Origin of the sequence: Micromonospora sp. NBRC 110038 (assembly GCF_020884815.1) — a bacterium.
Lineage (GTDB): Bacteria > Actinomycetota > Actinomycetes > Mycobacteriales > Micromonosporaceae > Micromonospora > Micromonospora haikouensis.
Genome location: NZ_BBOL01000005.1, coordinates 583998 through 595755 on the forward strand (window position 1 = coordinate 583998; position 11758 = coordinate 595755).

The following is an 11758-nucleotide window of genomic DNA, read 5'->3' on the forward strand; positions in this document are numbered from 1 at the left end:
CGTCCGGCCGGACGACTCCCCAGGGCGCGTGGATCAGGCCCGCAGCGTCCAGCGCTGGTTGGCCTGGCCGCTGCAGGACCAGAGAATGATCTTCGTGCCGTTGGCGGTGCCCAACCCGCTGGCGTCCAGGCAGAGCCCGGACTGGGCGTTGGTGATGGTGCCGTCGGCGTTGACGTTCCACTGCTGGTTGGTGCCGCCGTGGCAGTCCCAGATGATCACCGGGGTGCCGTTGCTGGTGCCGGCGCCGCTGGCGTCCAGGCACTTGGTGCCGTACACCGTGAGCTGCCTGCCCGCCGTGTAGGTCCAGCGCTGCTGGGTGGCACCGTGGCAGTCCCACAGCTGGATCTGGACGCCGTTGCCGCCGTTGGTCGGCACGTCCAGGCAGCGGCCCGACTGGGTGCCGACGACCGTCACCCCGGCCGCCGGCGGCGGGGTCGTAGGCGGTGGGGTCGTCGGGGTCGGGGTCGGGGTCGGCGTCGGCGTGGTGGTGGTGCCGTCGAGACCGAGGAAGGCGATGGAGTACGCGATCTGACCGGCCTGCGGCAGCTCGTGCCCGACGCCGCTGATGCTGATGCCCTCGACCGTCGCCCGGGTGCCGGTGTCGCCGTACCGGGTGCGGGTCCAGTTCGACTGCGGGCGGTCGGTGAACGCCGGCGTCTGGCTCAACCCGTGCAGGTTGGTCCACTGCTTGATCTCTTCACCGAAGTTGACGTACGACAGGGTGGTGTCGGTGGTCCCGTGCAGGAACTGCATCCGGGGGTACCGGCCGGTGTAGCCGGGGTACATGGCGCGGGCGGCGTCGCCCCACTGCTGGGCGGTCTTGGTGATCTGCCCACCGGCGCACTGGCCGTTCCAGGTGTTGGTGCTGCTGCCGGTCGCGAAGCAGGTCGCGGGCACCCCGCTGAACGCCGAGCCGGCGGCGAACACGTCCGGATACTCGGCGGCCATCACGTTGGTCATCATCGCCCCGGAGGAGAAGCCGCTGACGACGACTCGGGCGGGGTCGACGTTGTGCCGCTGCTTCGCGTAGTTGACCATGGAGATGATGCCGTCGGAGTCGCTCCCGCCCCCGCGCCGCAGCCCCTGCGGCGAGTAGACGTCGAAGCACTTGCTGCTGCGCGTGACCTCGGGCAGCACGATGATGTAGCCGTACCGGTCGGCGGCGGTGACGTAGTCGCGGCCGTTGCCGTTGAAGATCGCCGGCCCGGAGCCGCCGCAGTAGTGGATCAGCACCAGCAGCGCCGGCCTGGGCGCGACGTTGTCGGGCACGTAGAGGTACATGTTGAGGCCGCTGGGGTTGTTGCCGAAGTTGGTGACCTGGGTCAGGGCCGCCGCCGAGGCCGGCTGCGCGGCCATCAGCACCGTCATGGCGAGCAGTGGCACGACCGCGAGGGCCGCCACCGCCCTGAGTAGACGCTTCACGGACATGGGCTCCGATCTGGTGGGACGGGGATGGTGGTGGGGTGGGGCTACCTGCCGAGGGTCACCTTGAGGATCCGCTCGTTGCTGTTGTTCGGGACGCTGTCCTTGTCGCCGCCGGTGCTCGTCGTCAGCCACAGGTTCCCGTCGATGGTCGGCTCGACGGTGCGCAGGCGGCTGTAGGTGCCGACGAAGTACTGCTGCACGTCGGTGAGGGTGTCGCCGCTGATCACCTCCCGGTACATCCGGTTGCCGCGCAGGCAGGCGAGGTACACCACGTCGCGGACGATGGCGAGGCCGCTGCACGAGGCGTCGGCGACGGGGTACGTGCGTACCGGTGCGCGGTAGTTGGGGTTGGCGCAGTCGCCGACCGTGCCCTCGCAGGCCGGCCACCCGTAGTTGCCGCCCCGGACGATGATGTTGGTCTCGTCCATGACGTTGTTGCCGAACTCCTGCTCGAAGAGGCGGCCCCGGGAGTCGAACGCCAGCCCCTGCGGGTTGCGGTGGCCGTAGCTCCACACCTGGTTGCCGAACGGGTTGTCCGCCGGCACGGTGCCGTCGGGGCGGATCCGCAGCACCTTGCCGGCCAGGTCGTTGACGTCCTGGGCGCGGTCCGGGGTCTGCCCGTCGCCGGTGGCGGCGTAGAGCATCCCGTCGGGGCCGAAGCGCAGCCGACCGCCGTTGTGGTACTTGTTGCGCGGGATGCCGGTCACCAGCACCTGGAGGCTGCTCGTCTGGAGCGTGCCGTCGTAGCGCATGCGGACGATCCGGTTGTCGGTCGCCGTGGTGTGGTAGATGTACAGCCACCGGTCGGTGGCGAAGGTCGACGCCACGGCCAGCCCGAGAACGCCGCCCTCGCCGTTGGTGCCGGCGGCGTTCGGCACCGAGCCGATGCTGCGCTTGTCGGTGCCGTCGGGGTTCATGGCGACGACGTCGAACAGGTCGCGCCGCCCGTACAGGACGGTGCCGTCGGAGAGCTGCACCAGCCCCCACGGCAGGTCCCGCTCGGTGGTGACCACCGTCGTGCCGCAGACCGCGCTCGTGCAGGCCGAGCCGGTGCGTACGGTCACCGGGGTGCTCGCCGTCGAGGCGTTGCCCTGGGCGTCGCGGGCGACGACGGTGTAGCTGAACTGGGTGTTCGCCGCCAGCCCGGTGTCGGTGAACGTGGTGGCGGGCGGGTTGGTGGCCGTGCCGGTGACGGAGCCGACGGTCGTGCCGCCGCGCAGGACGTCGTACCGGGTGACGGCGACGTTGTCGGTGGCGGCCGACCAGGTCAGGCGCACGTCGGTGCCGTTGGCGGTGGCGGCGAGGTTGGTCGGCGTGCTGGGCCGAGACGTGTCGACCTGGCAGAACGGTGGCGTGACGGTGAGCGTGGCGCTGGCCTGCGACACGTTGCCGGCGGCGTCCCGGGCGTTGACGTACCAGCCCCAGGTGACGCCCTGCGCGACGGTGAGCGTGGCGGTCAGCGTGCTGCCGCCGACGGAGGTGACGAGCTGCCCGTCGTGGTAGACGTCGTAGTTCGTGACGCCGACGTCGTCGCGGGCCGCGGACCAGGTGAGCGTGACGGACTGGCAGGTCAGCCTGCTGCTGCGCAGGTTGGTCGGCGGGGTGGGCGGCCTGGTGTCGGCGGCGGACCGGGCGGCTGCGGCCGTCGACCCGCCGGCCGGCGGTGGCGCGGCGATGGCGGGTGCACCTGCCAGGACGGTGCAGGCGCTGGTCAGCAGTGCGAGGGTGGCGAGGGGGCGGGTTGACACGTGATTCGTCCCTTCCGGTCGATCCTGGCGGTCAGTACGGGTAGCCGGGCACGTTCAGCCGCACGCTGTAGAGGCCGGAGTCGTTCGTGGGGCCGGAGGTGACGTAGAGGGTCCGCCGGTCGGACCCGCCGAACGCCACGTTGGTGGTGCCCGTGGAGCCGGAGCGGACGGTGCCGAGCTCGACGCCCGTGGGCGAGTAGACGTGGACCAGGCCGTCGAAGCCCGACGCCCAGTACACGTTGCCGGCGCAGTCGATCGTGGCGCCGTCCGGGCCGCCGACGTAGTTGACGAAGACGCTGCGGGGGCCGGTGCTGCCGTCGGGTGCGACGGCGTACTTGTAGATCTTGTTCTCGCCGTAGGCGCCCACGTAGAGCGTCGCGCCGTCGGGGGAGAGCGCGATGCCGTTGGGCTGGCGCAGCGCGTCGTCGACGAGCGACACCTGGCCGCCGGAGACGCGGAAGACGCTGGTGCGCCCGCTCATCTGGTCGGCGCGGGCCCCGCGCTGGAAGTTGGGGTCGGTGAAGTAGACGACGCCGTCGGAGCGGACCGCCACGTCGTTCGGCGAGTTGAACGCCCGGCCCTGGTAGTTGGCGGCGACCACGCCGCGGGTCAGGTCGTCGATCCGGTACGACGAGACGCTGCGCTGGTCGTGTGTGGCGGCGACGAGCTGCCGCCCGTCGGGGCTGAGGGCGAGCCCGTTGCTGCCGGAGTTGGCGAGGAACGTGTCGAAGGTCGCCGGCGGGGTGAAGCGGCGGATGGTCGACGGCTGGACCCGCTCCGGCCCGGTGGCCGCGCCCATGTCGGACACCAGCAGGTAGCCCCGGTCGGCGAGCCAGACGGGCCCTTCGAGGAACGAGAAGCCGCCCCGGATCTTCGCCGCCGTGACCGAGGTCGCCGGCAGCGGCGGGCCGTAGCTGGCGCCGGACGGGCAGACGCCGGGCGGGGCCCCGGGTGGCCCGGCCAGCGCGGTCGTGGTGTGAGCGCTCACATGGCCGGCGCGAAGAATCTGCGGGGGCGAGGCGGCGGCGCCCACCGGGACGGCGGCGGGCAGGGCGAGGCAGAGGCTGGCCAGCGCGGCGAGTGTGGGAGTCGGGACCATCGGGGGCTCCGATCGGCGAGGGCCCGCCGCCGATGGCGGGCGCGGGGTGGCGCGGTGACGGATCCGCCGAGTGGCTCCGGTGGCGGCGGGCGAGCCCGTCGGGCGCGATGGGGACATCGGGCAGCATAAGTCCTAATCCATCGATCCGCATGATTTCGTTGCCGCCAACTTCCCATGTGGGGCGGGGTGCTGCGCGGGTCTTGAGTTTGGGCGAAATGGCCCGGTAATATCGCAAAGCTTCAATGGCTTTCGTCGGGAGTGGGCACCGTTCGAGCCCTGGGCGCCTGACCCGACGCGGGCGGAATCGACGTTTCGGGGTTGCTCATCTACCCTCAGGGCACATCCGGCCTCAACTTTCGTGGGCCGGCGTCGGTTCGGCAGCCATGGGTGTCGTGTGTGGTCTCCCCGCCAGTCTGTGAGCGACCATGGCCGTGTACGGAGGGGTCGAAGCGTTGACCAGCGAAAAGGTGGCGCCTCCGGGCGTCGACACCACCCGGCCCAGCATTGCCCGGGTCTACGACTACTACCTAGGCGGCAAGGACAACTTCGCGGTCGACCGGCAGGCCGCCCAGATGGCCATGCAGGTCACGCCGGACGGTCCCGAGGCGGGGCTGGCCTGCCGGGCCTTCCTCCGTCGATCGGTCAGATTCCTCGCGGCCGAGGCCGGCATCCGGCAGTTCCTCGACATCGGCTCCGGGCTGCCCACCCAGGGCAACGTGCACGAGATCGCCCACGAGGTGGACCCGAACGCCCGGGTGGTCTATGTGGACAACGACCCGATGGCCCTCGCCCACGGCCGGGCCCTGCTCGCCGACGCCCGCACCACCACCGTGCTCGGGGGTGACGCCCGCCGGCCCGAGGAGCTGCTGGCGCAGCTCACCGAACGCAAGCTGATCGACTTCGACCAGCCGGTCGGCCTGCTGCTTCTGGCGATCCTGCACCACCTCAACGACGAGGACGACCCCGCCGGCGTCGCCCGGCGGCTCGTCGCCGCCCTGCCCTCCGGCAGCTACCTGGCCATCTCCCACTTCCACGATCCGGGCGACGCCCAGCCGGAGGTCTCGGAGCGGGCGCGGGCGGTGGAGAAGGTGTTCAACGCGACCCTCGGTACCGGCCGGTGGCGCACCCGCGAGGAGATCATGGGCTTCTTCGGCGACCTGGAGCTGCTGCCGCCCGGGCTGGTCCCGCTGGCGGAGTGGCACCCGGACGGCGAGGAGGACCCCAAGCAGACCGCCACCTACCACACCATCGTCGGCGGGGTGGCCCGCAAGCCCTGAGGCCCGTCGGGCGGCGGCTCCGCGCCCGAAGTTCGTTCACGATGTCCGGGTGTTCGCTCACGATGCCCGGCGAGCGAGCGGCGGACCTCCCCGGGGGCTCGCCACCAGGTGCGGGGCTGCGCCACCCAGGTTCGGCTGTCGGCCCCGGCGTCGCCGCCCGCCCAGGCCGGCAGCTCCTCGCCGAGCAGGGCGAACCACCGTTCGGCCTGTTCCACCCACGACCGGCCGGCCGGCGTGAGGTGGACGTGGAAGCGGGGATGGCGGGCCAGCCAGGCCCGCACCGCCGCCGATCCCTGCACGGCGGCGTCGTCGCAGATGACGTGCACGTCCAGTGCGGCCGGCACCGCCCGGTCGACGGCGAGGAGGAACCTGCGGTACTCGGCGGACCGGTTCCCCCCGCGCCCCGTCGCGGCCCCGCCGGCCGGCGCGCGGGGGGCCGGCACGGTCGTCGACCGGGTCCACCCGGGGCCCCGCGTCGGCGGAGCGTCGTCCGTGCACAGCACCACCGCCCGCCCCGGCGGATGCCGATAGAGGCCGACGACGCCGACGACCCGCGCCACGAACCGCGGGTCGGCGGCGAGCCGGTGCCCGTCCTGGACGTGCGGCCGCAGGTCGAACCGCCGCCAGATCCGGCCGACCGTCGAGGCGGACAGCCCGCTGTGCGCGGCCATCGACGCCCGGGACCAGCGGGCCGCCCGCTCCGGCTGCGAACTGAGGGTGGCGGCCACCACCTGCTCCACCCGGCCCGGCCCGATCGTCGGGGGCCGGCCGGCGCGCGGTGCGTCGGCGAGGCCCGGCAGCCCGCGCGCCACGAACCGGGACCGCCACTTGCCCACGGTCGGCGGTGACACGCCGAACCGGGCCGCGACCTCCGCGTTGCTGGCACCGTCGGCGCAGGCCAGCACGATCCGGCAGCGCAGCGCGTACGCCTGTGTCGAGCGGGCCGCCCGGGCGCCCCGCGCCAGCCGTGCCCGTTCCTCTTCGCTCAGCATCAGCTCGGCCTTCGGCCGGCCCTTTCCCCCCATGCGGCCGATGGTACATATATGTAAACGAATTTGTGGCGCAGATATTCGGACGTCGCAGGTGGTGGGACGAATCGATGTCCCTTCTGGACAGCGTCAGGCCCCCTCGGTATGGTCCCGACGAGTTCCCAAGCGAGGGATTCGCTCGCTGCTGCAAGGTCGCGGTGGCCCGTGGAATCACATTGACATGGAGACCGCTTCAGTGACTATGACCGATTTGCAACTGAAGATGACATCCATCTGCGCCGACGTGCTGAACCGTTCCACCCTCGGGCCGGACGAGGACCTCGTCGCGCTGGGCATGGACTCGGTCGCGGCGGTGGAGATCGTGACCCGCGTCGAGACGGCCTACGGGGTCGACGTCGTCGACGTCATCTTCGACAATCCCACGGTGAACCGCCTCTGTGACCTGGTGGGGGCGGCCGCCGGCAGCGACAGCACACATGCCTAGTCCGCTGGACGAGCCGGATCTCGCGGTCACCACGAACCTGCTCGACCTCGTCCGCGCCGCCGCCGAGCGCCACGGCGACCGCCCGTACCTGGTCCCCGCCGAGCCGGGCGGCCGGACGGCGAGCTTCGCCGACGTCCTGACCTTCACCCGGGGCTGCGCCGCACTGCTCGACGAGCACGGCGTGCCACCGGGCGGCCGGGTGGCGGTGGTCATGCACAACTCCTCGCTGACGGCGCTGCTGTTCATCGGCGTCATCGCCGCGCAACGCGTGCTCGTGCCGCTCAACCCGAAGTCGGGGCCGGGAGAGCTGGACGCGCTGCTCGCGCACTGCGCGCCCGCCCTGGTGCTCGCCCCCACGCCGGTCACCGCGAAGATCGGCCCGGGGCCCCGCCGGGTCGCCGTGGACGACGCCGAGGCCCTCCTGGCCGACGTGCTGGCGCGCGGCGCGGCGTACCAGGGGGACCTGACCGCCCCCCGCGACGGCGGGGCGGGCGACGCGGAGATCGTCTACACCTCCGGCTCGACCGGGGTCCCCAAGGGCGTCGTGCTGTCGCACCGCAGCCTGCTCGCCAACTCGCTGGCCATGGTGAAGTGGGCCGACGCGGGCCCCGACGACGTCTTCCTCAACGTCGTCCCCCTGTTCCACGCCGGCGGGCAGGGGTTCCCGACGCTGACCCCGCTGTGGAGCGGCGGCCGGTCGGTCTGCGTGCGCTCCGAGACGGCGCTGGTGCGGTTCTGGCACTACGTCGACCGGCACCGCCCGACCTGGACGCTGGTCGTCAACGCCTACCTGGCCAACCTGGTGGAGCGGCCGGAGCGGCCGGCGACCGACAGCCTCAAGGGCGTCCTCGCCGGGGGCTCGGCGCTCGGCCCGGAGCTGATCCACCGCTTCGAGGACACCTTCGGCATCGGCGTCTACCAGGTGTACGGCATGACGGAGATGACCTCCCTGACGACGGTGGAGCCGCGCGACCGCCGGCCGGGGGAGCCCCGCAGCGCCGGCCTGCCCGTGCCGTTCGCCCGGGTGCGCGTGGTCGGCCCGGACGGGCGGGACGTCCCGGCGGGCGAGAACGGCGAGGTCCTGCTCAGCGGCCCGAGCATCTTCACCCGCTACGAGGCCGCGCCGGAGCTCACCGCGAAGCGGCTCGACGACGGCTGGGTGCGCAGCGGCGACCTGGGGCACCTCGACGAGCGCGGCGAGCTGTCCATCGTCGACCGGATCGACAGCATGGTCATCGTCAGCGGCGAGAACGTCTACCCCGCCGAGATCGAGAACGCGGTGCCCCACCTGGCGGGCGTCGAGGACGCGGTCGTCGCGGCGCTGCCGCACCCGGTCACGGGCGTGGAGCTGATCCTCGTCTACACGCTGCTGCCCGGCGCCGTCGCCGACGACGACGCCTGGCGCGCGACGCTGCTGCGGTTCCTGAGCCCGTTCAAGGTGCCCCGCAGGTTCGTCGCGCTCAAGGAGATCGGCGTCGACGCCTTCCCCCGTACCCCGCTCGGGAAGATCCAGCGGCCGGAAGTGCAGCGGCTGGCCGTCGACGGTCTTTCACCGACCCGGACCTGATTCGGGCCACCAGAACTCCACGCGATTAGGCGGGAATGCCGTAACGGTGCGGCATCCCATTCTTTCCGGCCGGCACCATTCGGGCTTTAGTCGACAGGAGGTGGTTTGTCATGTCAGTCGAGATCCTCGACGACGAGGAAGTCGTGGTGCGCACCCCCGAAGAGTTCAAGCGCATGCCCCGGGCGTACCAGAAGGCGCTCATCAGCCAGGTCATGATCAATACGGAGGGCGAGCTCTCCGGCGGCGACGACTACACCATGATGTTCATCCCGCTGGCCCCCAACGCCGAGGAGCGCCAGGTGTGCGCCGAGCGGGCGGCGGAGGAGTACGACCACTACAAGATCGGCAAGCGGGTCCTCGCCGAGATCGGCATCGACACGACCTACATGGAGGAGCAGACGATCGAGGAGCGGCGGCTCTTCTCCGACAAGCGCCTGCACCAGTGCACCACGTGGGCCGAGCGCGGGATCTACTCCTACATCGGCGAGGAGAGCGCCCTGCTGATGATCAGGGAGTTCGCCGAGAGCAGCTACAAGCCCTGGGCCGACGCCGTCCGCACGATCATCCTGGACGAGAAGATCCACATCGCGCACGGCGCGCGGGTCTGCCGCAACCTGGCCACCACCGACGAGGGCCGCGAGCAGCTTCAGGCGGGCCTCAACCGCCTGTGGCCGGTGTTCCAGGGCCTCTTCGGCACGCCGGACTCCGAGCGCTCCAAGCGGGCGGTCCGGTTCGGCCTGCGCAGGACGACCAACCGCGAGGCCCTGGAGAAGTGGTTGCAGACGGTCACGCCCCGCATCCACTCCCTCGGGCTCGTCGTACCGGACTGACGGAAGGGACGACCGCGTCATGCCCACCCCTGTCGCCATCAATCCACGCCCGCCCTCCCGCAAGGAGGCCAAGGCCCGGCTCCAGGCGCTGCTCGCCGGCCGCCCCGACCTGGCCGGGCGGCTCGCCGCCGTCCGGGACATGGGCCTGCGGGTCACCGCGTCCGAGGTCCACCTGACCACCACGTGCAACATCCGGTGCAAGGGCTGCTGGTACTTCGAGGGAGGCTTCGACGCGGCCGTCCCGGAGACGTCGGACCCCGTGGTCATCTCCGACTTCGTCGACTCGCTCGTCGCCCGGGGCGTCACCCAGGCGACGCTCATCGGCGGCGAGCCCACGCTGGTGCTCAACCGGGTCGTGCCGTTCGTCGAGCGGCTCCCGTACGTCACGATCTCCACCAACGGGATCCGGCCGCTGCCGCGCGCCGGGTTCGAGGACGTCGCGGTGGCGATCAGCCTGTTCGGCGGCGGCCCGCTCGACGACTCCCTGCGCGGCTACCGTCCGAACGGATCGGCGTTCACCGGGCTCTTCGAGACCGCCCTCGGGCACTACCGCAACGACCCGCGCGTCATCTTCGTGTACGCGCTGTCCGAGGAGGGCCTGCAGTACGTCGAGCCGACGGTGCGGGCCATCCAGGACAACGGCAACCAGGTCACCTTCAACTTCTACTCCGACCACGGCAGCGACCACGCGCTGCGGATCGACAACGAGCAGCGCACCCTCGCCGAGGCGCTGCGGATCAAGGAGCAGTATCCGGAGACCGTGGTCAGCCACCCGTACTTCATCGAGACGCTGATCACCGGGCGCAGCCACTGGGGCGGTCAGTTCGGCTACGACGTCTGCCCGAGCATCAGCGTCGAGCACCCCGACCACGCCGACCGGATCGCCAACGGCAACCCCGTCCTGGACGGCTTCGCCGTCTACGGCGCCGACTACCAGACCCTCCAGTTCTGCTGCACGTCCGGCAACTGCGCCGACTGCCGCGACAGCCAGGGCGTCTACAGCTGGCTCCTGGTCAGCGCCAACCGGTTCCTCGACGACGTCGGCCGGCTGGAGACCTGGCTGGACCTGGCGGAGAGCTACTGGCGGCAGTGGTACTGGGCGCAGCGGCACCACGCCAACTTCGCCCGCCGCGCGCCGCTGGCCGCGTAGCCAACCCATCCGATCGAAGGAGTGCCCCGCATGTCTTCCCCCTCTGCCCCGATCACCGAGTCCGTCGTCGCCGACCGGCTCCGCGTCGAGCTGATCGACCTCGGCGTCGACGAGGAGGCGATCACCCCGGACGCCAAGTTCGACCAGCTCGACATCGACTCGCTGGACGTCGCCGACCTGATGGCCATGGTCGTCAAGGAGTTCAAGGTGGAGATCCCGCGCAGCGAGCTGGCCGACGTCACCATCGGGCAACTCGTCACGCGGATCGTCGCGGGCGCGTCACATTGACCTCCCTGCTCAGCCTGGACAAGCGCCGCTACCTCGTCACCGGCGTCCTCAACAACGAGTCGATCGCCTGGCACGTGGCGGCGGCCCTGCAACGGGAGGGCTGCGAGGTCGTCCTGACCTCGTTCGGTCGGGTGGCCCGCATCACCCGCAAGGTGGCCGACCTGCTGCCGTCCCCGGCCGAGGTGCTCGACCTGGACGTCATGTCCGACGAGAGCGTCGCGTCCCTGGCCGAGCAGATCGAGAGCCGCTGGGGGCAGCTCGACGGCGTGCTGCACAGCATCGCCGCCGCGCCGCCCGACGCGCTGGGCCCGGGCTTCGTCAGCGCGCCGGCCAGCGGCGTGCTCGACGGGTTCCGGGCGTCGGCGTACTCCTTCCAGCAGCTCACCACCGCGCTCGCGCCGCTGCTCGCGCGCGCCCCGGGCGGCGGCGCAGCGGTCGGCCTGACCGTCGACTCCACCCGCGCGCTGCCCGGCTACGGCTGGATGGGGGTCTACAAGTCGGCGCTGGAGGCCGTCGCCCGCTACCTCGCGCTGCACCTCGGGCCGTCCGGCATCCGGGTCAACCTGGTCGCCGCCGGCCCGGTCGAGACCGTCTCGGCGCGCGGGGTGCGCACCTTCGCCGAGCTGGCCGACCAGTACGAGCGGTGGGCCCCGCTGGGCTGGGACCGCGCCGACCCGGCGCGTGTCGTCGGCGCGGTCCTGTTCCTGCTGTCGGACCTGTCCCGGCACACCACGGGGCAGGTGGTGCACGCCGACGGCGGCATGCACGCCGTCTTCGGCGGGGTCGGCGTGTCGCCGGCGACGGGCACCGGCGTGCCCCCCGCCGCGACGGCTCCGGCCGGCGGGACGACGGCGTCGCGCGGCGAGACCGCGACCGGCTGACACACACTGCGGGGAGCGAC

At 71.8% G+C, this 11758-nt stretch carries 11 protein-coding genes; 7 read left to right on the forward strand and 4 right to left on the reverse strand.

Annotation, left to right across the window (positions count from 1 at the left end; translation table 11 throughout):
- Nucleotides 1–33: 33 nt before the first annotated feature.
- The 3 genes from LPU61_RS21005 to LPU61_RS21015 all read right to left on the reverse strand — a co-directional run bounded on the left by LPU61_RS21005 (nt 34) and on the right by LPU61_RS21015 (nt 4272).
- Entirely contained in the window at nt 34–1356 is a 1323-nt protein-coding gene (locus tag LPU61_RS21005; RefSeq protein ID WP_374199704.1) for a PHB depolymerase family esterase, read from the reverse strand.
- A 113-nt stretch (nt 1357–1469) separates the two neighbouring features.
- A complete protein-coding gene (locus LPU61_RS21010; protein ID WP_229405815.1) occupies nt 1470–3173 on the reverse strand; it encodes a PQQ-dependent sugar dehydrogenase in 1704 nt (567 codons plus the stop codon).
- A gap of 31 nt (nt 3174–3204) precedes the next feature.
- The gene (locus tag LPU61_RS21015; RefSeq protein ID WP_052503547.1) at nt 3205–4272 is read right to left on the reverse strand and encodes an SMP-30/gluconolactonase/LRE family protein; all 1068 of its coding nucleotides are present in this window, start codon (nt 4270–4272) and stop codon (nt 3205–3207) included.
- A gap of 452 nt (nt 4273–4724) precedes the next feature.
- Between LPU61_RS21015 and LPU61_RS21020 the strand changes: the two genes are divergently transcribed.
- Nucleotides 4725–5549, forward strand: coding sequence for an SAM-dependent methyltransferase (locus LPU61_RS21020; protein ID WP_082106345.1), 825 nt, complete (start codon nt 4725–4727; stop codon nt 5547–5549).
- Here LPU61_RS21020 and LPU61_RS21025 read toward each other — a convergent pair.
- Nucleotides 5510–6574, reverse strand: coding sequence for an IS630 family transposase (locus LPU61_RS21025; RefSeq protein ID WP_229405816.1), 1065 nt, complete (start codon nt 6572–6574; stop codon nt 5510–5512). The genes LPU61_RS21020 and LPU61_RS21025 overlap by 40 nt on opposite strands.
- 226 nt (nt 6575–6800) lie before the next feature.
- On the opposite strand from LPU61_RS21025, the gene LPU61_RS21030 reads away from it, so the two are divergent.
- The 6 genes from LPU61_RS21030 (at nt 6801) to LPU61_RS21055 (ending at nt 11738) form a co-directional block, all read left to right on the forward strand.
- On the forward strand, nt 6801–7022 hold the full coding sequence (locus tag LPU61_RS21030; protein WP_043960764.1) for an acyl carrier protein: 222 nt from the start codon (nt 6801–6803) through the stop codon (nt 7020–7022).
- A complete protein-coding gene (locus LPU61_RS21035; protein WP_229405817.1) occupies nt 7015–8589 on the forward strand; it encodes a class I adenylate-forming enzyme family protein in 1575 nt (524 codons plus the stop codon). The genes LPU61_RS21030 and LPU61_RS21035 overlap by 8 nt, the downstream gene beginning before the upstream one ends.
- A 110-nt stretch (nt 8590–8699) precedes the next feature.
- Nucleotides 8700–9419, forward strand: a complete 720-nt coding sequence (locus LPU61_RS21040; protein ID WP_176734421.1) for a Phenylacetic acid catabolic protein — start codon at nt 8700–8702, stop codon at nt 9417–9419.
- A gap of 19 nt (nt 9420–9438) precedes the next feature.
- Nucleotides 9439–10569 (forward strand): radical SAM protein, encoded by a 1131-nt coding sequence (locus LPU61_RS21045; RefSeq protein ID WP_043960762.1) that lies wholly within the window; start codon nt 9439–9441, stop codon nt 10567–10569.
- A gap of 30 nt (nt 10570–10599) precedes the next feature.
- Complete coding sequence (locus tag LPU61_RS21050) at nt 10600–10857, forward strand: acyl carrier protein (protein ID WP_043960761.1); 258 nt, start codon at nt 10600–10602, stop codon at nt 10855–10857.
- On the forward strand, nt 10854–11738 hold the full coding sequence (locus tag LPU61_RS21055; protein ID WP_229405818.1) for an SDR family oxidoreductase: 885 nt from the start codon (nt 10854–10856) through the stop codon (nt 11736–11738). Before LPU61_RS21050 ends, LPU61_RS21055 begins: the two co-directional genes overlap by 4 nt.
- Nucleotides 11739–11758: the final 20 nt, after the last annotated feature.

Bases quoted from the DNA above. Each gene is read 5' to 3' on its own strand.
- LPU61_RS21005 (WP_374199704.1), bottom strand. From the start codon at position 1,356: ATGGCCGCGCAGCCGGCCTCGGCGGCGGCCCTGACCCAGGTCACCAAC.
- LPU61_RS21015 (WP_052503547.1), bottom strand. From the start codon at position 4,272: ATGGTCCCGACTCCCACACTCGCCGCGCTGGCCAGCCTCTGCCTCGCC.
- LPU61_RS21025 (WP_229405816.1), bottom strand. From the start codon at position 6,574: ATGGGGGGAAAGGGCCGGCCGAAGGCCGAGCTGATGCTGAGCGAAGAG.
- LPU61_RS21030 (WP_043960764.1), top strand. From the start codon at position 6,801: ATGACATCCATCTGCGCCGACGTGCTGAACCGTTCCACCCTCGGGCCG.
- LPU61_RS21035 (WP_229405817.1), top strand. From the start codon at position 7,015: ATGCCTAGTCCGCTGGACGAGCCGGATCTCGCGGTCACCACGAACCTG.
- LPU61_RS21040 (WP_176734421.1), top strand. From the start codon at position 8,700: ATGTCAGTCGAGATCCTCGACGACGAGGAAGTCGTGGTGCGCACCCCC.
- LPU61_RS21045 (WP_043960762.1), top strand. From the start codon at position 9,439: ATGCCCACCCCTGTCGCCATCAATCCACGCCCGCCCTCCCGCAAGGAG.
- LPU61_RS21050 (WP_043960761.1), top strand. From the start codon at position 10,600: ATGTCTTCCCCCTCTGCCCCGATCACCGAGTCCGTCGTCGCCGACCGG.